Source organism: Affinundibacterium amnicola, assembly GCF_014284275.1.
Taxonomy (GTDB): domain Bacteria; phylum Pseudomonadota; class Gammaproteobacteria; order Burkholderiales; family Burkholderiaceae_D; genus Undibacterium; species Undibacterium amnicola.
The window spans coordinates 460525-482866 of sequence record NZ_JACOFU010000001.1 but is presented as its reverse complement, the minus strand read 5'-3'; the positions used below and the strand labels follow the sequence as shown (position 1 = coordinate 482866).

The 22342-nt window shown below is 44.3% G+C and carries 21 protein-coding genes and 2 tRNA genes; 8 read left to right on the top strand and 15 right to left on the bottom strand.

Annotated elements, in window-relative coordinates; all coding sequences use genetic code 11:
* Positions 1 to 69: 69 nt before the first annotated feature.
* Complete coding sequence (ndk, locus tag H8K33_RS02150; protein WP_186889323.1) at positions 70 to 495, bottom strand: nucleoside-diphosphate kinase; 426 nt, start codon at positions 493 to 495, stop codon at positions 70 to 72.
* 315 nt (positions 496 to 810) lie between these two features.
* On the opposite strand from ndk, the gene dbpA reads away from it, so the two are divergent.
* The 7 genes from dbpA (at position 811) to H8K33_RS02115 (ending at position 8101) form a co-directional block, all read left to right on the top strand.
* A complete protein-coding gene (gene dbpA, locus H8K33_RS02145; protein WP_186889322.1) occupies positions 811 to 2196 on the top strand; it encodes an ATP-dependent RNA helicase DbpA in 1386 nt (461 codons plus the stop codon).
* Between the two features lie 47 nt (positions 2197 to 2243).
* Positions 2244 to 2876, top strand: a complete 633-nt coding sequence (locus tag H8K33_RS02140) for a response regulator (protein WP_186889321.1) — start codon at positions 2244 to 2246, stop codon at positions 2874 to 2876.
* Positions 2877 to 3106: 230 nt separating this feature from the next.
* Positions 3107 to 3481, top strand: a complete 375-nt coding sequence (locus tag H8K33_RS02135; RefSeq protein ID WP_186889320.1) for a response regulator — start codon at positions 3107 to 3109, stop codon at positions 3479 to 3481.
* A 57-nt stretch (positions 3482 to 3538) separates the two neighbouring features.
* A complete protein-coding gene (locus H8K33_RS02130; RefSeq protein WP_186889319.1) occupies positions 3539 to 4405 on the top strand; it encodes a Crp/Fnr family transcriptional regulator in 867 nt (288 codons plus the stop codon).
* Positions 4406 to 4436: 31 nt separating this feature from the next.
* Entirely contained in the window at positions 4437 to 5276 is an 840-nt protein-coding gene (locus H8K33_RS02125) for a universal stress protein (protein ID WP_186889318.1), read from the top strand.
* A 377-nt stretch (positions 5277 to 5653) separates the two neighbouring features.
* A complete protein-coding gene (locus tag H8K33_RS02120) occupies positions 5654 to 7624 on the top strand; it encodes an MASE3 domain-containing protein (protein ID WP_186889317.1) in 1971 nt (656 codons plus the stop codon).
* Between the two features lie 141 nt (positions 7625 to 7765).
* Positions 7766 to 8101, top strand: coding sequence for a flagellar basal body rod C-terminal domain-containing protein (locus tag H8K33_RS02115; protein ID WP_186889316.1), 336 nt, complete (start codon positions 7766 to 7768; stop codon positions 8099 to 8101).
* A 36-nt stretch (positions 8102 to 8137) separates the two neighbouring features.
* Here H8K33_RS02115 and H8K33_RS02110 read toward each other — a convergent pair whose 3' ends face one another.
* The 13 genes from H8K33_RS02110 to H8K33_RS02050 form a co-directional block, all read right to left on the bottom strand.
* Entirely contained in the window at positions 8138 to 8947 is an 810-nt protein-coding gene (locus H8K33_RS02110; RefSeq protein ID WP_186889315.1) for a sulfite exporter TauE/SafE family protein, read from the bottom strand.
* Positions 8948 to 8950: 3 nt separating this feature from the next.
* Entirely contained in the window at positions 8951 to 10381 is a 1431-nt protein-coding gene (gene hemN, locus H8K33_RS02105; RefSeq protein WP_186889314.1) for an oxygen-independent coproporphyrinogen III oxidase, read from the bottom strand.
* Between the two features lie 2 nt (positions 10382 to 10383).
* Entirely contained in the window at positions 10384 to 10641 is a 258-nt protein-coding gene (locus tag H8K33_RS02100) for a hypothetical protein (RefSeq protein WP_246443229.1), read from the bottom strand.
* 91 nt (positions 10642 to 10732) lie between these two features.
* A complete protein-coding gene (locus H8K33_RS02095) occupies positions 10733 to 11290 on the bottom strand; it encodes a FixH family protein (protein ID WP_186889313.1) in 558 nt (185 codons plus the stop codon).
* A 10-nt stretch (positions 11291 to 11300) separates the two neighbouring features.
* On the bottom strand, positions 11301 to 12713 hold the full coding sequence (ccoG, locus tag H8K33_RS02090) for a cytochrome c oxidase accessory protein CcoG (protein ID WP_186889312.1): 1413 nt from the start codon (positions 12711 to 12713) through the stop codon (positions 11301 to 11303).
* Positions 12714 to 12799: 86 nt separating this feature from the next.
* Positions 12800 to 13807, bottom strand: coding sequence for a cytochrome-c oxidase, cbb3-type subunit III (gene ccoP / locus H8K33_RS02085; protein WP_186889311.1), 1008 nt, complete (start codon positions 13805 to 13807; stop codon positions 12800 to 12802).
* Positions 13808 to 13809: 2 nt separating this feature from the next.
* Positions 13810 to 13956 carry a cbb3-type cytochrome oxidase subunit 3 gene (locus H8K33_RS02080; protein ID WP_186889310.1) on the bottom strand — a complete coding sequence of 49 codons (147 nt, stop codon included), beginning with the start codon at positions 13954 to 13956 and terminating at the stop codon, positions 13810 to 13812.
* Between the two features lie 30 nt (positions 13957 to 13986).
* Entirely contained in the window at positions 13987 to 14604 is a 618-nt protein-coding gene (gene ccoO, locus H8K33_RS02075) for a cytochrome-c oxidase, cbb3-type subunit II (RefSeq protein WP_186889309.1), read from the bottom strand.
* Positions 14605 to 14631: 27 nt separating this feature from the next.
* The gene (gene ccoN, locus H8K33_RS02070; RefSeq protein ID WP_186889308.1) at positions 14632 to 16071 is read right to left on the bottom strand and encodes a cytochrome-c oxidase, cbb3-type subunit I; all 1440 of its coding nucleotides are present in this window, start codon (positions 16069 to 16071) and stop codon (positions 14632 to 14634) included.
* A gap of 227 nt (positions 16072 to 16298) precedes the next feature.
* Complete coding sequence (locus tag H8K33_RS02065; protein WP_186889307.1) at positions 16299 to 18218, bottom strand: SurA N-terminal domain-containing protein; 1920 nt, start codon at positions 18216 to 18218, stop codon at positions 16299 to 16301.
* A 77-nt stretch (positions 18219 to 18295) separates the two neighbouring features.
* Positions 18296 to 18372, bottom strand: a tRNA-Asp gene (locus H8K33_RS02060).
* Between the two features lie 22 nt (positions 18373 to 18394).
* A tRNA-Val gene (locus H8K33_RS02055) sits at positions 18395 to 18470 on the bottom strand.
* Positions 18471 to 18516: 46 nt separating this feature from the next.
* Positions 18517 to 18789, bottom strand: a complete 273-nt coding sequence (locus H8K33_RS02050) for an HU family DNA-binding protein (protein ID WP_186889306.1) — start codon at positions 18787 to 18789, stop codon at positions 18517 to 18519.
* 370 nt (positions 18790 to 19159) lie between these two features.
* Here H8K33_RS02050 and nadB point away from each other — a divergent pair, with 370 nt between their 5' ends.
* A complete protein-coding gene (nadB, locus tag H8K33_RS02045) occupies positions 19160 to 20779 on the top strand; it encodes an L-aspartate oxidase (RefSeq protein WP_186889747.1) in 1620 nt (539 codons plus the stop codon).
* A 133-nt stretch (positions 20780 to 20912) separates the two neighbouring features.
* Here the strand turns inward: nadB and radA are convergent, their stop codons facing one another.
* Positions 20913 to 22295 (bottom strand): DNA repair protein RadA, encoded by a 1383-nt coding sequence (gene radA, locus H8K33_RS02040; RefSeq protein WP_186889305.1) that lies wholly within the window; start codon positions 22293 to 22295, stop codon positions 20913 to 20915.
* Positions 22296 to 22342 lie beyond the last annotated feature (47 nt).

Here is a 22342-nt window from a genome sequence, read left to right as displayed (position 1 = left end):
TTTTCTCGCGCCTGAGGCTCGCGCCCCAGTTAAAACGAATAATTACAAATACATTTACTTCAATACAGATTAACGTGAATACACGTTCAATGCTGGGAAGAAGTAAGCGATTTCGTTTGCAGCTGTTTCAGCAGCATCAGAACCGTGAACTGCGTTTGCATCGATAGATTCAGCGAAATCAGCGCGGATTGTGCCTTTTTCTGCTTTCTTAGGATCCGTTGCGCCCATCAAATCACGATTTGTCAAAATCGCGTTTTCGCCTTCCAAAACTTGTACGAAAACTGGACCAGAGATCATGAAATCGACCAAATCTTTGAAGAATGGACGTGCAGCGTGCACAGCGTAGAAACCTTCTGCTTCAGCGCGGGACAATTGTGTCAAGCGAGCTGCAACAACTTTCAAGCCAGCGCCTTCAAAGCGGCTGACGATTTGACCGATAACGTTTTTTGCAACTGCGTCAGGTTTGATGATTGATAATGTACGTTCGATAGCCATCTAAAAACTCCAATAAAAAGAAAGGGTTAAGACAAAATTTCAAGAATTCATCTAACCTTAGATTTTAGCACGAAACCACTTCAGCTAGGAAACATGTCGATTTTCTATTTCTATGAAATTCACATTAATTTTTCTAACAAATGCTAGGTCAATTTCAAAAACCTACCAATACACTTACCAAAGTAACCAGAAAACAATCAATCACAGCAAAAATTTCACCTTGGAGTATTTCTAGAGCACCGCAAACATGGTGCTAGCTAGCCGCAACTGTTAGACTTCGCGCTTCAATCTGCATATAGAAATACGAGCAATAACATGACGCATACAGCAAAACGCTTCTCCGATTTACCGCTAAATCCAGCGCTAATCAGCAATCTCGAAAGCTTAGCTTATCTGGAAATGACAGAAATTCAAGCAAGTAGCATCCCCGTCATGCTTGAGCATCGTGACTTGATTGCCCAAGCCAAAACCGGTAGCGGTAAAACTGCCGCTTTTGGCATCGGCATATTAAGCAAGTTAAACCCCAGCTATTTTGCTACACAGGCCTTGGTAGTTTGCCCGACACGCGAGCTAGCGGATCAAGTTTCGAATGAATTGCGTCGTTTAGCACGTGCCACGCCCAACGTGAAGATTTTGACTTTATGCGGCGGCACGCCTATGCGCCCTCAAATTGCCTCACTTGAACATGGTGCGCACATCGTTGTTGGCACACCAGGTCGCTTACTCGATCACATAGGTCGCAACAGCATCAATCTAGCCACCGTACAAACCCTCGTTCTGGATGAAGCAGATCGCATGGTCGACATGGGTTTTTTTGAGGATATTGTGGGCATCGTCGCCGCTTGCTCCCCACGTCGTCAGACACTATTATTTTCCGCAACTTATCCTAACGACATGCGTCACGCGACTTCCAGTTTTTTGCGCGACCCCGTTGAAATCAAAGTCGAAAGCCAGCACGCCAGTCAGCAGATTGAACAATTTTTCTTTGAAGTTACACCAGAAAGCAGAAATACTGCGGTCAGCCAGTTGCTTTTTCATTACCAACCAATTTCCACTATCGCATTTTGCAATACCAAAATTCACTGCGACGAGCTAGCGGAAGAACTACAGCAACAAGGGATTACTGCCCTCGCCCTACATGGCGACATGGAACAACGCGACCGTGACGAAATTTTGGTTTTATTTGCTAATCAGAGTTGCTCTGTACTGGTAGCGACTGATGTTGCCGCTCGCGGTATCGATATTCAATCTTTAGGCGCCGTTATTAACGTTGACGTTTCTAAAGATACCGAAGTGCATATTCATCGTATCGGCAGAACTGGTCGCGCTGGTGAGCGCGGATTAGCACTAACACTCGCTGCGCCCAATGAAAAAAAATGGGTGCGTCTGATTGAAGAATATCAACATCAAAGTGTCACGTGGAAATCCATCAATGAGCTTAGTCTCAATCAAACAGCCTTAATTGCGCCGAAAATTAGCATCTGCATTTCTGGTGGCAAAAAAGATAAATTACGCCCTGGGGATATTTTGGGTGCACTCACTGGTGATGTTGGCGTTAGCAAAGATCAAGTTGGAAAAATTAATGTTTTTGAGTTTATGTCTTATGTCGCCGTTGATCGTAACATTGCGGAACAAGTGTTAAGTCAACTTGGGCGCTGCAATATCAAAGGTCGACAATTTAAAATCCGCGAGATCACCTGAAACAAGTATTTCAACATCCAAAAAGAATTAAGAAAAGATAGCTTTTTATGATAAGAATTTTAATCGCTGACGACCACACCATTATGCGTGAAGGCTTAAAACGTATTTTGGATGGAATCGAGGATATACAAGTCATTGGGGAGGCAATCGATGGACACGACACAATTACCAAAGTTCGCTCTGAGGATTTCGATGTACTCTTGCTCGACTTATCAATGCCGGGTCGTAGCGGCGTAGATCTCATTCATCAGATTAAAGAAGAGTTTCCCAAGCTGCCTATCCTTATCCTGACCATGCACGAAGAAGAACAATATGCAGTAAGAGCCATCCGCGCTGGTGCAAACGGTTACCTGACCAAAGAGAGTGCCGGAACACAACTTGTTACTGCACTAAGAAAAGTAGCGTCTGGCCGCCCCTACATCAGCATGGAAGTTGCTGAGCAATTAGCGATGTCTGCGATGCCTTCCAACAAAACCGATTTAACGCATAGCGCTTTGTCAGATCGTGAATTCGAAGTTTTTTGCTACTTAGCTAAAGGAAAAACGATTACCGAGATAGGCGAAATGTTACATCTGAGTGTAAAGACTGTGAGCACACATAAAACCCGCATCATGCAGAAAATGGAATTGCAGTCAATTTCTGAATTAGTGCAATACGCCATGGCGCACCATCTGCTTTAACTCCTTTGCACTAAAACTCCCTCGTTACTGAGAAGGGCACTCTGCCCTTCGTCCCCCATCCACCGAAGATCCGCAAATCACTAGCGCAATTGTTGCGCTAGGAATATTCCTACAAATCGCTGGAAAACTCCCATACTTTAAATCAGCAAACACTGATTTAAGTCAAACGCCCACTTGTCCATAATGAGCACATGCAGATAACGCAAGTCCATTAGAGATTAAAACGCGCCATGAATTTGTTTATTGTTGAAGATTCACTCTTGATTCAGAACCGATTGGTAAGGTTCATTGAGGAATTGCACGATATAAGTATTGTCGGCATTTCCCCTGATATCGGCAGTGCATATAACAAAATTATTGATGCTCACGCGGATGCCATGATTCTCGACATTCAACTCAGCGACGGCAATGGTTTGGTCTTGCTCAAAAAAATTAAGAATACGCATCCAGAAATTCGTATCGTCGTTCTGACCAATCATTCGAGTGAAGCCAATCGCATGCAAGCCTTGCGCGCCGGTGCTGATAGCTTTCTCGACAAATCGACAGATTTCGAGCAGATCCCCAGTATTTTGCATCGCTGGCAGACATCTGGATCAACACATTAAAGCAATTTGACAAGCATCCATTCAGAATTTAGAAATCCACTTTATAGAGAGTAAATCATGTCGAACTTATCTACACTTTCTCAAGCAAATCGTTTTGCTGACATTTCCACTTTATCCGACAGCGCATGGCGCCAGCAAGGTAGCTTGTGGTCTAATCTACGCCAAGTTTGTGAATTACTCACAATCCCAGCACCAGCAACAGTTGATGAAGAAGATACGCTATTTCAACATGTACGCTTTAAAGCTGGTCAAAGAATTCATCGCATCGGACAAGCTTTTGACACCTTGTACATTGTCAACTCTGGTTTTCTAAAAACGGTGCACATTGACGAATATGGAAACGAGCAGGTACTAAGTTTTCCCATGAAAGGTGATTTACTCGGCATTGATGGCATACACAAACAGCACTATGCGTCCGAAGCAATTGCTTTGAGCGACTGCGATATGATTTTGGTGCCATATAAAACCTTCACCTCACTCGGTCGCATCCACATTGAATTAGAACAAGCAATGTTCAGTGTCATGAGCAGAGAAATCGTACGCGAACAAATGATGATCAGCATGCTTAGCGCGCTAAGCGCAGAAGCCAAGGTTGCGCGCTTCCTCACCAATCTGGGTGAACGCTTTAACCAGATGGGGTACTCAGGTCGCAGTTTCAATTTACGGATGACTCGTCAAGAAATCGGTAGCTATTTAGGTCTCACCTTAGAAACGGTCAGCCGCACTTTATCTGCACTCAATGAATTAGGCATGATCTCAGTAGAACAGCGCGAAATTAATTTATTAGATCCTGTCGCACTCAAAACACTACGTCGCTTGCCACCAGCGAAAGCTCGGATTAAAGTAGCGGAGAAAGTCAGTGCACTTGTCAATAAGAACTTGCTTCCGCAATGGAATGGCGAATTGGCAGCTGCATTAAATTAGTTATCATTCAACTCTTAACGTGAGGTGTGCGATGTCCTATAAGACGATATTGGTCCATATTGATGAATCAAAGAGTGCTATTAAACGTACGCAAATCGCTCATCAGATCGCCGCCAAATTTGATGCCCACATCACTGGCGTTGCCTTAACTGGCATCTCACGTTATATCTTTGAAAGCACCGATCTCGGCGTTGGCGATCCGAATATTATGCTGCACCTGAGCGCATTGCGAGAACGCGCCGAAAAAGCCATTGCGCAATTTACGCAAGCGAGCGCCAACTTTGGCGTGGCAACCACGGAAAGTTTGATTGCCAACGATGAGGCAAATGGTGGTTTGGGTTTACGTGCTCGCTACGCAGACTTAATTATCATCGGACAAACTAATCGCAATGAACCATCGCCGTCTGTTTTATCTGACTTTCCGGAATTCATGATAGTCAATTCAGGTCGTCCCGTTTTAGTGACGCCGCATACTAGCGAAACCCTGACTGTTGGAGAACGTTGCGTAGTCGCTTGGGATGGAAGCCGTGAAGCGGCGCGCGCGTTAACGGATGCGCTGCCGCTGCTGAAAGCGAGTCAATTGGTACAGTTGCTGATTATCAATCCAGAAAAGCGCAGCGAAACACATGGTGAGGAACCTGGAGCCGACATCGCACTGTATTTGAGCAGACATGGGGTTAATATTGAAATCGCCACTCGTTTTAGCACACAAGATACTGGCACCGCGGTTCTGCATGCTTGCAAAGAATTAGGCGCCGACTTACTTGTGATGGGCGGTTATGGTCACTCCAGATTCCGAGAAATGATTATGGGCGGCACAACGCGAACCATCTTGGAAAAAATGACGATCCCCGTTTTAATGTCACATTAAATTCGTGGATCTATTTTGTAGATCTACATGGTTAATGTCTTCCTTGCCCCAAAAAATACTAAGAGACGAGCTTAGAGGAATTCAATCCGTTTCAATCACCATCCGTCTCATCAATTGAGGGCGAAGCCTGTATACTGAATGCTCATCAAAAGAAAACGTCTAAACAACCCAAATAGCCTCCACAGAAGTGGATCAGATCAAGCTATTGAGTTTTCGGTATTTTATCAATGATGAATTAAGGTATCGCTAATAGCTTGCTCGCAAAGGCTTGGTCTGGGATCTGAATCTAAGTAAATGCGAAAAGAAAAGCGTAAGCCTGCCTTGATATACGCGGCAACACAATACCATCTTAACCTCATCTACTGCGCTTACTGAATATGACAAATGCCAATACACTAGAACTCAAGCGGATCACTTGGATTAGTGTGGTGCTTTTGATTTTGTCTGGCTTCATGTGGTCGCAACAAAAATACTTCGCTGAATTAAGTGTACCCAATGCCTTAATCATTCACACTGGTTTGGAAACGGCAACCATCATCATCTTCACATCTGTGTTCATCGTCTGCTGGAATGCATTTGGAAATTTACGCAAATTAAGTAGCTTAATTCTAGCGGTCACCTTTCTCAGCGCCTCTATATTTGGTTTTTTCCACGCCATTTCGTTTCAGGGCATGCCAGGTTTTCCGGCACCCGTTGACATGCATAAGTCATTAAGTTTTTGGTTGCTTTCACGTTATCTCATCAGCTTCACGCTACTAGGCCTGGTACTCCAAACACGCGATACCGATATTTCTGAAGCCTATTCGAAAATCAGTGTTTATTTTGGTCTGTTCTTAACGATTGTCACGACCATCATTATTTTCAACTATCCGGAAATTCTGCCCACTACCTATTTGGCAGGCGTTGGCCAGACAGAATTCAAAATCCAATGCGAAATTGTTCTGGTAGCGACCAATTCATTGACGGCATTACTGTTTTATCGGCAAATCATTGCGACAAAAAACATCGATACCGAAGGACATCTAAAAATCAAAAGAAGCCTACTATTTTTCTCAGCCACGATGATGGCAATTTCTGAAACCTATTTTTCTTTATACCGACTTCCAGACGAAATTTTTGTGGTTATTGGACATGTGTTTCAAGTACTGTCCGCACTCGCGATTTATCGTGGCATGGTGGGCATCACGATTCACGCGCCCTACTCCAGCTTGATTCAAAGTACCAAAGATTTGCAACAAGCGGCAGACGATCTACTCATCCACAAACAAAGACTGACAGGTGTTATCGAAACGGCGATGGATGGAATTATCACGATCAACGATCAACATCAGATTATTTTAGTGAATCCAGCAGCAGCAAGTATTTTTGGCTATGACGTGAATGATTTGATGGGTGCTTCGCTCGATATCGTGATCCCGATGCGACACCGACACGTGCACGGTAGTCATGTCAATCAATTCGGTGAGCGAGGTACAACCCGACGCAAAATGGGTAGTCGTTTTGACGATTACTATGTGACAGGATTACACGCAGACGGCACAGAATTCCCACTCGAAGCATCTATTTCTAGTTTGATAGAAAACGAGAAACGCTTCTTCACTGTGATTTTCCGTGACATCAGTGAACGTAAGGCGGCAAAAGAAAAAATGGCGCAATACCATTCTGAACTGACGCAATTATCATCTGCATTACAAAGCATACGAGAAGAAGAGCGTAAGCATATTGCGCGCGAACTGCATGATGATCTTGGTCAATTACTTGCCGCTTTACGAATGGACTTATCACTACTTCAACGCGACCAAAGTATGACTGATAAGTCTCGTACGACCGTGAACAGCATGGATCAACTATTGCTGACGTCAATCACCACCTTACGTCGTATCGCAACCGACCTACGGCCTCGAGCACTAGATGAAGGTGGCTTGTTCTTTGCATTACAAACACTGCAAAAAGAATTTTCGCAAAGACATGGCGTGCACTGCGATTTAATCGCTGATGAAGAACAACTCATCTTAGATGATGAACGCAGTACCGCAATCTATCGGATTATTCAAGAGTCTCTGACCAATGTCGCTCGTCACGCAAAAGCGAGTCACGTCGACATTCAATTTGAACGCAAACAAGATGAGCTCACCTTCACCATACAGGATGACGGCCGTGGGATAGAAGAAGGCGCGATGAATAAAACACGTTCTTTTGGCTTGGTCGGCATGCGAGAAAGAATCAAAGCCATGCAAGGTGATTTCAAAGTCCGCAGTGAAGTTGGCAAAGGCACGCAAATTCAGATTCGCATTCCTTTAGATCTTCCCCTTTCAAATCTAGAAAACACAGCAATAAAGTTGCAATGATTGCACACTGCATTCAGGAATATCATTGATGTTTAGGTCTCCACACAAAAAATTAATTGGCGGTTCCTAAGAATTCCAGCTATCCTTAAAAAACTCATTGCATCCTATCTCTTAGCCTACTTCTTTTCTGGAGTTATCATCATGGCCATATCTAGTTTGAATATTGGTATTTCTGGCATGAAAGCCTATCAAGGCGCCTTAGATAGCAGCGCAAATAACGTCGCGAATGCGCAAACAAAATCGTTTAAACCGGAAGTTACCAGTTTTCAGGAAAATGCGAACGGTGGCGTACGTGTGAGCATCAGCAAAGAAAGTCAGGCATTGGCGGCACAAGAGAATCAGAGCGAATTGAGTGGCACCGATTTAGCGACAGAAATAACCAATAGTTTGCAATACAAAGCAGGTTTTCAATTGTCGGCACAAGTCGTCAAGACAGCGGATGAAGTTTTATCCACCCTGCTAGATATCCAAAAATAAAGCTCAAAATATACCTAGCTGACCGAGCCAGATCTGCTAGGCATAATTAGGTGTCACACACAAGAAGTCTGGCATGCTTTTCATATCAAAGTAGTACAAGCCAAACAGTCCGAAACCAATCAGTACCAAGGCAAACACTATTTGAACAGTCAACATCAAGCCATGTTGCTTCATTTGTCGCGACATAGTCTGCGCGATCAATAAATGTGGCAATGCAGCCAATCCAAACAACAACATCAATAGCGCTCCTGACCATGCGGCGCCAGATAGCAGCGCAAATGGCGCAATTGCGTAAGACAAGCCGCAAGGCAATCCTCCCCAAGCCATTCCAAGTAAATAAGGATTAGTGCGCGCTGTCTGGGCGGCCGGCATCCAATTTGAATAGATAAAATTGATTTTAGTGCTAATGAAGCTTGGAATAAACGCGTGCATGCGCAAACCAAGCAATCGCAAACCTAGAAAAATTAAGGCTAAGTTGCCGAGCACGAAAAAAAATGTGGTGATTGGTAGTTCAGTTTTCCAACGCAAACTTGCTGCGCCCATACCACCAAAAAAAGCACCGATGAGCATGTACGTAGTCAAACGTCCACCGTGCAATTTACATAGATAAACAAAGGAATTTTCTTTCAGTTGTGAATGCGCAGTCACACTCGGTACTTCACCGGAAGCCGGCAAAATTGCAATCACTTTTTGAGAAAATTTAGCAGAGGAAGGTTTTTTCGGGTTGATCGTGAATTGCGGCAATCGGCTTAGTAAGCTGGCTATACCGCCGCACATGCCAACACAGTGAAAGCCACCAATCAGTCCCGCTGATAGTGCCGCAATAATCAGTGGCAGTGTTAACATGAATTAAATCAACTTAGAATATCTGGCGCCGCTTTGTCGAGATAAGTACTGATCAAAGATCATGCTAAAAGCGCGAACAAACATACGACCTTTCGCCGTCACGCTAACTGTAGCTTCGCCTGCGTTCATTAAACCTTCATCGACGTATGGCGCGATACGTGCTAACTCATCTCGAAAATACTCTGCGAAATGGATTTGATATTTCTTCTCGATTTCAGGAATATTCAGCGTCGTACTACACATCAAATCCATAATAATTTCACGACGCAACAAATCATCTGGGCTCAAATGAAAACCTTTTTCAACGGGTAATTGATCTTGATCCAGTGCCGCGTAGTACTCATCTAAAGTACGCAAATTTTGCACGTAAGATGCACCAATTTTACCAATCGAAGATAATCCCAATGCAATCAGATCACAATCAGCCCGTGTGGTGTAGCCTTGAAAATTTCTATGCAGGGATTTGTCTTTCACCGCTAAAGCCAAACTATCATCAGGCTTGGCAAAGTGATCTAATCCAATATAGACATAACCCTCAGCCAACAGACGACGTAATGACATCAGGAAAATTTGCAATCGCTGTTCCGCTGACGGCAAATCGGCCTCATTGATTCGACGCTGAGGTTTGAAACGTGTCGGTAAATGCGCATAGTTATACAATGCGATACGCGCTGGCGACAACGCGATAACCTGATCCAAGGTGCGGGAAAAACTCTCCAAATCTTGCTTTGGCAGACCGTAGATCAAATCAAAATTAATTGACTGAAATCCGACTGCACGACTTTCTTCAATACATTTTTTCACCATATCGTAAGGCTGAATACGATGCACGGCGATCTGCACTTGCTCATCAAAATCTTGTACACCTAAACTAGTACGATTGAATCCAACATCGGCTAGTAATTGCAAGGTATGTGAAGTCACAGTGCGTGGATCAATTTCTATCGAGATTTCGGCATCATCAGCAAAATCGAAATTTTCCCGCAGCAGTGCCATCAGTCCGCGCATCTCATCTTCGCTCAAAAATGTAGGCGTACCACCGCCAAGATGCAGCTGCGAAATTGTTTCACGTACTGTCAGATGCTGCTTCACTAACTGCAGTTCTCGCGCCAGATAGTTCAAGTAAATTGCTGACTTGCTACGGTCTTTTGTTATCACCTTATTGCAAGCACAGTAATAGCAAAGCGACGCGCAAAACGGTATATGAATATATAGCGACAACGGCGGTTTATTTTGCGCCTGATTACGTTGCTGCAAATATTGAATATAAGATGTTGCTGTGAAATCTGAATGAAATCGATCAGCAGTAGGATAAGAGGTATAACGCGGTCCCAAAGAATCAAAACGCCGAATCAGATCTTCGGAAATTTCCAAGTGATCGTTGTGATGTTTCACCGCCGGTACCGCTTCGAATGAGGGAATAGTAAGTGCCATTTTTAAGGTATTTTTTGTAGAAGTAAAGCGGTCAACCAACTTGAGAATGCACCAAGTACCCAGAAAATTAGAAAGCCTATCGTATAAGCACCAAGCATATGAACCTGCACACGCTCATCTAATACGATCAGTTCCATCGGATCCACTAGGCTAAAGAACACACCAGTCGCGACACACGCCATTAAAAATGCTGGCCACAAGACCACCATTAATATCGATTTTAAAGAAGTTTTTTCTTGTTGCACATTGCTAGGTTTCAAACTCAACTCCTCTGCCAATTACTGATTTATCATTCGAGAAACAGCCGATCATAACTTCACAACGATACAACAAATTGATCACTTGGAACAACTAAGGTAGCGGTGATAAACGTAAATTTCTTTGCAATGGTTCAAGCCAGTCACCAGTCAAGCGCCATTCATTCGTTTCTAACTTCACGTGCAAAATCTGCAGCGTTCCTGCATTGATCGCCTGCTCAAATTTCTTATCCTGGAATAAATCTCCCTCGTACTTTCCGGCAGCAATTTGCTTTAAAGGTAAACGACGAATCACTTCTTCCACAGACCCACTTGCAGCACCAGAACTTGCCAAACTAACTTGTACTGATTCTGGCAAACTCTGCTTAGATGTTAAATGCATTAAGATTTTCTTATTGGCCAAATCAAATTGAATATTCGCATTCAAAGCTAACTCACGCGCTTTCGCATCACGCTGTAGATTTGTGTTGATCATCAACCCTTGACGATAATAGTCCTTGGCGACTACCTGATCTGCACCGCGAAATGCAATAAATCCAGTAATCACACTCGCACAGACCACCAGCAAGGGTCCACCGACGACCAATAACAACCAAGGCTCTTTGTACCATACGTCTTTTTTAAGCGCTTGCGTCAAAATTCCAGAATTCATTATTCTTCCTTCAATTAGGGACTAAGAAAACAGCTTTTTCAGTCACTGAAACTTTTTCTTTTTCGACATCTGTAATCACAAAACGTATGCGATTTGATCCTTTTGGTACAACACCTGCAGGCACGCGAACCCGAACCGGGAATGCCAAGCTGGTAGCAGACTTAATCGTCACCTTGTCTTCATTAACGATTATTGCGCCGGAAATTCCCTTCACACTAATTGTAAATGTACGTTCTGCTTCTTGCGTATTCATAATCTGTAAGCGATATACATTTTCGATGTCGCCAACTTCGGTGATTTTAGGCATCGCACGATCACGCAACACATCAACTTTTAATGGCACACGATAAGCCAAAGATGCGGCAGCAACCAAAATAATCAAACCAAGTATCGCCCCATAAACTAAAGTGCGAAGCCGGAAAACTCGCTTCCACATCGCATCTTTCGTCATTTTCTCCGTCAAGGCATGTTCGGTTGTATAACGAATCAGGCCACGTTCATAACCCATTTTATCCATCACCTGATCACAGCCATCAATACATGCGCCACAAGCGATGCATTCATACTGCAATCCTTGACGAATATCAATTCCCGTCGGACAAACCTGAACACAGATACCACAATCAACACAGGAGCCTAAGCCTTGCTGTTTGAAATCTACTTTTTTATTCCGAGATCCACGTGGCTCACCGCGCTCGGTATCATATGTCACGATCAAAGTATCTTTATCAAACATCGCGCTTTGGAATCGTGCGTATGGGCACATGTATTTACAAACCTGCTCACGCATAAAACCCGCATTACCATAGGTCGCAAATGCGTAAAACAAGAACCAGAAGGTTTCCCACGGTCCTAGATTGAAGGTGAATACTTCAGCAGCTAAGGTTTGAATAGGGGTGAAATAACCAACAAATGTAAATCCAGTCCATAAAGCAATTGCCAGCCAAATCAAATGCTTGGTCGATTTCACACGCAACTTATGGAAGGACATGGGCGCCTGATCCAATTTCATGCGTGCATTTCTGTCGCCCTCAATCTTGGCTTCTACCCACATAAAAATTTCGGTGTAGACAGTTTGAGGACAAGCATAGCCGCAAAACAGTCGGCCAGCGATTGCGGTAAAGAGAAATAGGGAAAGCGCGGATATAACCAGAAGTACCGCTAAATAAATAAAATCTTGCGGCCACAAGACCAAACCGAAAATATAGAATTTTCGATTCACCAAATCAAATAGAACCGCTTGCCTATCATTCCAGTTCAGCCAGGCCGCACCGTAAAACAATATCTGCGTAAAAAACACCAACATCCAACGCCAAGATTGAAACCAACCTTTTTGAGAACGCATGTAAATCTTTTTTCGTTCTTCAAATAAAGCTAACTCTGCTTCATCACTCGGAACTGGGATAATGGGTATTTTTTTCATTGGCAACAACTACACTTTCGATTTTTTACCTGCCTGGTTTCCACCAGGCAGGCGAAACAAGTATTTTCATCACTTCACAATACAACTTACTTGCTTGCTGGCGCAACTTCAGCACTTGTTTGTACAGGGTTAGCGATCTGCTTCAACGCACTAGTTTCTGCTTCCGTCATTGCACTTCCAGAATTTGACAAACCCCAAACATAGGCAGTCAACAAGTGGATTTTTGCATCCGTCAAAATTGCCTTGTGTGCTGGCATTTGATTCGCACGTCCCTTGTTAATCGACTCCATAATATTCTCTACGCCGCCGCCATACAACCACACTTTATCGGTGAGATTTGGAGAACCCAAAGCTTGATTACCTTTACCATCAGCACCGTGACATGCTGCACAGACGCCAAACTTTGATTTACCAATTGCTGCTTTAATTGGATCATGTGCTGCTCCGGACAAACTCATCACGTAATTGGCGACATTCTTCACATCATCATCAGAACCAATGGCTGCGCCCATTGGCGGCATTTGCCCATGGCGACCTTCTTGCAAAGTAGTCTTGATCACTTCTGGCGCTCCGCCATATAACCAATCGGAATCGGTCAAATTTGGATAGCCTTTGCCACCTTGCGCATCTGAACCATGGCATTGCGCACAACTATTCAAAAACAAACGCTGACCAATTTCAATTGCTTGCGGGTCTTTTGCAACGGTCTTGATATCTGTGTTCAAATATTTATTAAACAAAGGGCCGTATTGTTTTTCACCATCGGTCATTTCTTTGGCATAAGCACCCTCTTGACTCCAGCCAAAAGTGCCCTGATACGAGCCCATTCCTGGATAAACAATCAAATAGCCAATGCTGTAAATGATCGTCAGATAAAACAACCACATCCACCATTTTGGTAATGGATTGTTTTGTTCCATCAACGATTCATCCCAAACGTGCCCAGTTGTTTCCGCTGGCAAGGGTTTTCCATCCGCACCAATTTTTACCTTCACTTTGGATTGTGACCACAATAATAATCCACACGCCAAAATACTGATGCCTGTCAGTACTGCGATCGCAGTACTCCACCATTCGCTAATAAAATCTGCCATGGCTATTTTCCATTCTCATTATCAAGTGGCAACTTTGCCAATTCTTCAAAACGGGCTTTGTTCTTAGAACTAAATGCCCAGTAAAGGATGCCAATGAAAGCGACAAGACTAATCACTGTCATCACGCTACTTAAAATAGTAAAGTTCATCTTCAATTCTCCTGAAAGATTTCCGACACCTTAGTTCTTGTTTTTAATTGCTGTACCCAAGACCTGCAGATAAGCAATCAAGGCTTCCATTTCCGTTTTTCCGGTCACTTCTTCCGCTGCTTTTGCAATTTGCTCGTCTGTATATGGCACACCCAAAGTTTTCATTGCCTGCATTCTCGGCGCCATGCCAGCACCATCAACCGTTGCTTTCAACAACCATGGGTAAGCGGGCATATTGGACTCTGGCACCACAGAACGCGGGTCAGTCAAATGATCCTTATGCCAAGTGTCACTGTAACGACCGCCGACACGCGCCAAATCTGGACCAGTACGCTTACTACCCCATTGAAATGGATGATCATAAACAGATTCACCCGCAACAGAATAATGACCATAACGCTCAGTCTCAGCACGGAATGGGCGAATCATCTGTGAGTGGCAGCCATAGCAACCCTCACGCAGATACACATCACGTCCAGCCAACTCTAAGGCGCTATAAGGCTTCATGCCCTGTACCGCCTGTGTCGTAGTTTTTTGGAAAAACAGCGGCACGATTTCAACCAAACCACCGATACTGATCGTCAAAATGACCAGAACTAACATAAGACCGATATTGCGCTCGATCAAATCATGAGTAAATTTACGCATTGAGATTCTCCTGATGATTACTCGAGATTAGGCGTGAGCCGAATGTGCTGGCAATGCAGGAATCGCATTGTTCACAGGTTTTGCGAGCATCATCGTTTTAGCAACGTTGTACACCATCAACAGCATACCGCCCAAATACAAGACACCACCGGCCAGTCGAATTACATAGTACGGATAAGTTGCTTTAACAGACTCAACGAAGGAATAAGTCAAAGTACCGTCTTCATTCACTGCACGCCACATCAGACCCTGCATCACACCAGCGATCCACATCGCAGCGATATACAAAACAATACCGATCGTCGCAATCCAGAAATGCATTTCAATCAAACGCTTGCTATACATTTCAGTTTGACCAAATAAGCGTGGAACCAGATAGTACAAACTGCCGATAGAAATAAAACCAACCCAACCCAAAGCACCTGAGTGCACATGGCCAATAGTCCAATCAGTGTAATGTGACAATGCGTTCACCGTTTTAATTGCCATCATCGGGCCTTCGAATGTCGACATACCATAGAATGACAAGGACACAATCAAGAAGCGCAAGATAGGATCAGAACGCAACTTACTCCAAGCACCCGACAAAGTCATAATGCCGTTGACCATACCGCCCCAAGAAGGCGCTAACAAAATCAGTGAAAACAACATACCAATAGATTGTGCCCAATCAGGCAACGCCGTGTAGTGCAAGTGATGCGGACCGGCCCACATGTAAGTGAAAATCAATGCCCAGAAATGCACGATAGACAAACGATAGGAATACACAGGACGACCAATTTGCTTAGGCACGAAGTAATACATCATTCCCAAGAAGCCCGCAGTCAAGAAGAAACCCACCGCATTGTGTCCGTACCACCACTGCACCATCGCATCCTGCACACCAGAATAAGCGGAATATGACTTCATGAACGACACTGGCATCGCCGCACTATTCACGATATGTAAAACTGCTACAGCAACGATGAACGCGCCGTAAAACCAGTTCGCAACATAGATATGTTCTACCTTACGCTTAACGATGGTTCCAAAGAACACAATTGCGTAAGATACCCAAACTACCGCAATCAGGATGTCAATCGGCCATTCCAACTCGGCATACTCCTTGCCTTGGGTAAAACCCAATGGCAAACTGACTGCAGCAGCAACAATCACCAACTGCCATCCCCAGAAGACAAACTCAATCAAGGGTCCACCGAATAAACGTGCATTCGTGGTGCGCTGAACAACGTAGAAAGAAGTGGCAAATAAGGCGCAACCACCAAAGGCAAAGATCACCGCATTGGTATGCAAAGGACGCAATCGCCCATAGCTCAACCAAGAAATACCGGATAAAAATTCTGGCCAGGCAAGTTGAGTTGCAATCAATACGCCAACCAGCATACCGACTACGCCCCAAACTACTGCCATGACAGAAAATTGGCGAACAACTCTATAGTTGTAGGTGTTTTCATTGTTTATTGTCATGATCTCACTCGGTTAAAAAAATACAGTTGCAGGATAACAATCGTTCCTATGAGCTACATTGATACAAATCAAATATAACCTGTATTGCAAAGCAACTTTTCATTGTTTTCCCTATTTCACCGAGATCGCTGCCAAAACACCACAAAATCAAGCTTTTAGTACGTAAAAAAAGACAAAAAAAAAAGACAGCACTCAGGCTGTCTTTTTTTCAAAACAAGGATAACTAATTAAGGTGCATTTGCTGCTGTTTTACTATTTAATGCGGCCTTATTAATCTCAACTTTCGATTTCTTTTTCAGCGCTTCAACGTAGCTATAAACATCTTGCTGAGCGGCTGCATTTTCCAACTGTTGCGCTTCGCTTGCGCGACGAGCTGGATCAGGAGTGCCGGCAGATACTTTGGCAATACGATAGACGCTGTAGCCAACACCAGGGACATCCACACCAACATAAGCAGGTAATTTAGCAGTATCGGCCTTCATGATCGCTAACAAAGCATCATTGCTCAAATCAGCCTTCTTTAAACGCGAAACTGTCTTAACCTCAGCAAAGCCATTCACATTGTCAGCTGATTTTAAAGCTGCTAATTTTGCCTCGCCAGATTTTTTAGCCAACGCCAAAGCTTCTGTCTCTAACACTTTTGCTTGAATCACGGCCTTCACTTCTTCGAACGGACGCTTAGATGCTGGCTTATATTCCACCACGCGACCAGAAACCAAGGTACTTGGTGCGATTTCTGTCGCCTCAATATTATTCTTTTTCTTCAATGCGTCTTCAGAAAAAATCGCACTCAAAAATTTAGGATTATTTGCAACCATTGTTGCTGGCAATCCGGGAATCGGCTGACGATTCAAATTCGAAACTTTCTCAATTTTCAACTTCAATTTATCAGCGACTGGCTGCAAACTATCAGCTTGCTCATAAACGGTATTGGTAAAGGTCTCAGCTGCTTCAGCATAAGCTTTACCAGCTTTTTGTTTTTTGATGTCGCTGATTAATTGTGCCTTCACTTCATCTAAAGATTTCACTGCGGCGGGTTTGATCGCTGTCAATTGAATGATATGAATACCAAAATCAGTTTGCACCAATCCACTGATCTCGCCTTCTTTCAATTTAAATGCAGTCTCATCAAAGGCCTTAACCATCGCACCACGCGCAAAGAAATCGAGATCACCACCGCGCTCAGCAGAACCTGGATCTTGTGAATTTTCTTTCGCCAACTTGGCAAACTGTGATGGGTCTTTACGCACTTGCGCTAACAGAGCTTCAGCCTTTGCATTAACAGCTTTTACTTCCGCCTCAGCAGCATCTTTTTTCAGATTCAATAAAATATGACTAGCACGACGCTGCTCATCCGTTGAGTAATTCTTTGTATTCTGTTCGTAGTGCGCTTTCACTTCTGCATCCGTTACGACAATTTGCTCTGCCAAGACTTCGTTGTTCAAAACAACATATTCGGCATTGACCAGCTCAGGAATTTCGAATTGCTTCGCATTTTTTTCGTAGTAGGCACGCAACATATCGTCAGTGACTTTGATCGAAGCCGCAAAGTCTTTTGCATTAAAACTCAAGGCCTGCACTTCGCGCTCTTGCTCTGAAATGAGTGCAATACGATTTGCGATGGATTTTGAATTAATTGCCGTATTTTGTATTGAACCTATCAGTTGCTGCATCGTCATGTCTTGACGCAAACTAGCCTCATACATGGCCGGAGTCATCCCCTGCATCGCAAGCAAACTCTTATAACGCTCACCGTCAAAAGAATTATCTTCCTTCTTTAAACCTGGTGTTTCAAGAATACTTTGCTGCAAAACCTGATCAGAAACTGTCAACTTGCTTTTCACCGTCTCGACAGTCAAAGCCTTACGTGCGATTAAGTCATCCAATACACCCTGACGCGCCTCTGGCGTGTTCAGCATCTGCGCATCAAAATCCTGACCATACGCTTGCTTCAAACGGTCCAATTGATTACTCAATGCCTGATCAAATTCTTGCTGACTGATTGCTTGTCCGGCAACCGTTGCAACAGTCGCTCTCACATCGCGCTGTGTGAAACTTTCAATGCCAAAAAAAGCAAATGAAGGAAAAATAATCACCAACAGCACGCCTTGCATGATGCGTTTATGGGTACGGATATACTCAAACATGATTGACCGATCAATTCGAAAATTTACGACAAAAATAAATATAAAAAAAGGCGAACATATGTTCGCCTTTTAGATGTTGGCGGAGCGGACGGGGCTCGAACCCGCGACCCCCGGCGTGACAGGCCGGTATTCTAACCAACTGAACTACCACTCCAAATTCTTGCTGTCTTGATGTCTGGTGGGCGCTGAGAGGCTCGAACTCCCGACCTAAGCCTTGTAAGGGCTCCGCTCTACCAACTGAGCTAAGCGCCCGACATTTAAACAATTTGTGATCTGATTACTCAAATCACGAAGAGCATTAGTTTACCGCATCTTTCAAAGCTTTGCCAGGCTTAAATTTAGGAACCTTAGCAGATTTAATCTTGATCGCCTCGCCAGTACGTGGATTACGACCAGTACGGGCTGCACGTTTACCCACAGAGAAAGTACCAAAACCAACCAAGGTAACAGTACCGTTCTTTTTCAATGTCGTTTTTACCGCAGCAATCATTGCATCCAATGCACGAGCAGAAGCTGCTTTAGATAAATCGGCAGATTTAGCGATGTGGTCGATCAATTCAGTTTTATTCACTTACGGTCCCCTCACAAAAAATTAAGACTACGATGATATTTTCGACTTTTTACTTCAACCCGCAACTACTGTGCGGGCTAGCGGAAATTTTGCATCCGGTATTAGATCAATTCGTTCCGTGTTGTGTCAAGCGGTTTGCTGGCTTTTTTAGATCGCATATCAAAAAAAGCGGGGAAATCCACGACAAACAAGGCTTTAAAGAAATATAGGCAGCAAAAAATCACTACTGTAGTGAACAAAAAATACAGGCTAGAAAGACCCAATTTCCTGTTATACACATCTTTTACTCACATTGAGCATTCACATAGAGATAAAAAAATCGCATATAGTTGAGTCCTTTCAAGCTTAATATTTACGGTTTACTCTCATGATGAAATTTGATGTCGCTATTGTCGGAAGTGGTTTAGCTGGATTATCTGTCGCACTGCATTTAGCAAAAACACGTAAAGTCGCAATCATTTCAAAACGCACATTACTAGACGGTGCAAGCAACTGGGCACAAGGCGGCATTGCGGCAGTATTAGACTCACATGACAGCCACGAACAACATATCGCAGACACTATTATTGCAGGAGGCGGCCTATGCGATGAAGCCGCTACTCGCACCATTATCGAACAAGGCCGCGCGGCGATTGACTGGTTGATCGAACAAGGCGTTCCATTCACTAAAGATCAACACGCTGAGCTAGGTTTTCATCTGACTCGTGAAGGCGGACATAGTCAACGACGCATCATTCACGCTGCCGATGCCACAGGTCATGCGGTACAGGTAACGCTAGAACAATTGGTCAGAAATCATCCGAACATCAGTTTGTTTGAACATCACTACGCAATTGATGTCATCACGTCCAGCAAGATTGGCGATACTTCGGCAACTCCGCGCTGCTTAGGCTTATACGTTCAAGATGTAAAAACCGGCACGGTTCATACTGTGGGCGCACAACATACCGTGATGGCAACTGGCGGCGCAGGTAAAGTCTACCTTTATACGACTAATCCAGATACTGCCACTGGCGATGGCATTGCCATGGCATGGCGCGCAGGTTGCCGAGTTTCGAACATGGAATTTATGCAGTTCCATCCGACATGTTTATATCATCCGTATGCGAAATCTTTTCTGGTCACTGAAGCAGTACGCGGTGAAGGTGGTGTTTTGAAACTACCTCCAGAAGCTGGTGCAGCCGCAGGCACACGCTTTATGCTTGCGCATGATGAACGGGCAGAACTTGCACCGCGCGATGTAGTAGCTCGCGCGATAGATTTCGAAATGAAGAAGCGCGGCCTTGATTACGTCGAGCTGGATATTAGCCATCAAGCCCCTGAATTTTTAAAAGAGCATTTCCCAACAATCTATGCGCGCTGTCTGGAACTTGGTATAGACATTACTAAGCAAGCGATCCCGGTTGTTCCGGCAGTCCATTTCACCTGTGGCGGAGTGGTCACAGATACTTTAGGTCGCACCGATATTCCTGCACTATATGCAGTTGGCGAGACCGCATACACGGGCTTACATGGCGCCAATCGCCTTGCAAGCAACTCCCTTTTAGAATGTCTGGTCATCGGTAAAGCAGCTGCACAACACATTACCGAGCAAGCTGACTTTGCTATCCCAGACCTACCGGCATGGGATGAAAGCCGGGTATCCGACGCCGATGAAGAAGTGGTGATCGCCAATAACTGGGATGAATTGCGTCGCTTTATGTGGAATTATGTCGGCATTGTCCGCACCACAAAACGCTTGGAAAGAGCCAAGCACCGAATCAAATTATTGAAAGAAGAAATTGATGAGTACTACGCCAATTTCCGCATCTCGAATAATCTATTAGAGCTTCGCAATTTGGTTGAAGTCGCATCACTCATCGTCAATAGCGCATTATCACGTCGAGAAAGTCGTGGCTTGCATTTTAGTCGCGATTATCCGAATACACTTCCCAAAGCATTACCGACGGTGCTATCCCCAAAACAAAAAATCAAGCCAATGAAGAAGTAAATTGCTTGATTGCAGCAGACAGTTGTCGAATACAAAAAAGCCCCATTTCAATTAGAAAGACATGGGGCTTTAAACTGATACACGTGCAGGTCATTGATTGATTGATTGATTGATCGTTCGTTCGAGCCTTCAATTATTCGACCAAGCCATCAACATCGCGAATTTTATTTAAGGCTTCATCAATCCGATCGACCGCAATAATTTGCAAGCCTTCAATTTTTTGTTTAGGGGCATTTGATTTCGGAATCATTGCGATTGAAAAACCTAATTTTGCCGCTTCACGCAAGCGCTCTTGACCACGTGGTGCTGGTCGAATTTCACCCGCCAAACCAACCTCGCCAAAGACCACCAAACCACGTGGCAAAGGCTTATTTCGCATCGAAGAATTAATCGCCAACAAAACTGCAAGATCGGCAGCTGGTTCGGTAATTTTGACACCGCCAACTGCGTTAATAAAAACATCTTGATCAAATGCAGCGACACCCGCATGGCGATGCAGAACAGCCAGTAACATGGCCAAACGATTCTGCTCCAAACCCACCGATAAACGTTTCGCATTAGGTGCGTGCGAGGTATCGACCAAAGCTTGAATTTCAACCAACAGCGGGCGAGTTCCCTCTTGCGTCACCATCACACAAGAACCAGGCACCTGTGTGTCATGTTGCGACAAGAAAAGTGCTGATGGATTCGATACGCCTTTCAAGCCGCGTTCAGTCATCGCAAACACACCTAATTCATTTACTGCGCCAAAGCGATTCTTGATAGCTCTGACCAAACGAAAACTAGAATGTGTATCACCTTCAAAATACAACACTGTATCTACAATATGCTCTAATACGCGCGGCCCAGCAAGTGCGCCCTCTTTGGTTACATGTCCAACCAAAATCATCGTGATATTCATGGTTTTGGCGACACGCGTTAATTGCGCCGCACATTCCCGCACTTGCGCCACTGAACCTGGTGCCGAGCTCAAGGCATCTGAGTACATGGTTTGAATTGAATCGATTACCACGACCTGTGGCTTGTGCTCTGCCAATGTGTTCAGAATTTTTTCTAACTGAATCTCAGCCTGCAATGAGACACCCTTGGCATCAACAGCTAAACGCTTGGCACGCAAAGCGATCTGCGCGCCAGATTCTTCACCACTTACATACAATACTTTTTTGATTTTGGTGAGATTGGAAAGTGCCTGCAACAGCAAGGTTGATTTCCCGATTCCAGGATCGCCACCAATAAGTACCACGCCACCAGGCACAAGACCACCACCCAGCACCCGATCAAACTCTTCAATGTCGGTACCAAAACGAGGAATATCTTCCGCCTCAATGTCAGCCAAATTTAGCACCGGTGCAGTTTGTGCTATACCTTGATATTTATTCGAAAAACGATTGCCAGCCTCTTCCACCACTGTCTCAACCAAGGTGTTCCATTGCTGACAAGACGGGCACTGACCAGCCCATTTACTTTGGACACCACCACATTCTGTACAGGTGTAATTTGTTTTTTGTTTAGCCATATTAGAAGCACATAAATTAGAGTGGCGACTCAGTCAAAATCAGAAAG

Coding starts and splice junctions, on each gene's coding strand:
- ndk (WP_186889323.1), bottom strand. CDS start 495: ATGGCTATCGAACGTACATTATCAATCATCAAACCTGACGCAGTTGCA.
- dbpA (WP_186889322.1), top strand. CDS start 811: ATGACGCATACAGCAAAACGCTTCTCCGATTTACCGCTAAATCCAGCG.
- H8K33_RS02140 (WP_186889321.1), top strand. CDS start 2,244: ATGATAAGAATTTTAATCGCTGACGACCACACCATTATGCGTGAAGGC.
- H8K33_RS02135 (WP_186889320.1), top strand. CDS start 3,107: ATGAATTTGTTTATTGTTGAAGATTCACTCTTGATTCAGAACCGATTG.
- H8K33_RS02130 (WP_186889319.1), top strand. CDS start 3,539: ATGTCGAACTTATCTACACTTTCTCAAGCAAATCGTTTTGCTGACATT.
- H8K33_RS02125 (WP_186889318.1), top strand. CDS start 4,437: ATGTCCTATAAGACGATATTGGTCCATATTGATGAATCAAAGAGTGCT.
- H8K33_RS02120 (WP_186889317.1), top strand. CDS start 5,654: ATGACAAATGCCAATACACTAGAACTCAAGCGGATCACTTGGATTAGT.
- H8K33_RS02115 (WP_186889316.1), top strand. CDS start 7,766: ATGGCCATATCTAGTTTGAATATTGGTATTTCTGGCATGAAAGCCTAT.
- H8K33_RS02110 (WP_186889315.1), bottom strand. CDS start 8,947: ATGTTAACACTGCCACTGATTATTGCGGCACTATCAGCGGGACTGATT.
- hemN (WP_186889314.1), bottom strand. CDS start 10,381: ATGGCACTTACTATTCCCTCATTCGAAGCGGTACCGGCGGTGAAACAT.
- H8K33_RS02095 (WP_186889313.1), bottom strand. CDS start 11,290: ATGAATTCTGGAATTTTGACGCAAGCGCTTAAAAAAGACGTATGGTAC.
- ccoG (WP_186889312.1), bottom strand. CDS start 12,713: ATGAAAAAAATACCCATTATCCCAGTTCCGAGTGATGAAGCAGAGTTA.
- ccoP (WP_186889311.1), bottom strand. CDS start 13,807: ATGGCAGATTTTATTAGCGAATGGTGGAGTACTGCGATCGCAGTACTG.
- H8K33_RS02080 (WP_186889310.1), bottom strand. CDS start 13,956: ATGAACTTTACTATTTTAAGTAGCGTGATGACAGTGATTAGTCTTGTC.
- ccoO (WP_186889309.1), bottom strand. CDS start 14,604: ATGCGTAAATTTACTCATGATTTGATCGAGCGCAATATCGGTCTTATG.
- ccoN (WP_186889308.1), bottom strand. CDS start 16,071: ATGACAATAAACAATGAAAACACCTACAACTATAGAGTTGTTCGCCAA.
- H8K33_RS02065 (WP_186889307.1), bottom strand. CDS start 18,218: ATGTTTGAGTATATCCGTACCCATAAACGCATCATGCAAGGCGTGCTG.
- nadB (WP_186889747.1), top strand. CDS start 19,160: ATGAAATTTGATGTCGCTATTGTCGGAAGTGGTTTAGCTGGATTATCT.
- radA (WP_186889305.1), bottom strand. CDS start 22,295: ATGGCTAAACAAAAAACAAATTACACCTGTACAGAATGTGGTGGTGTC.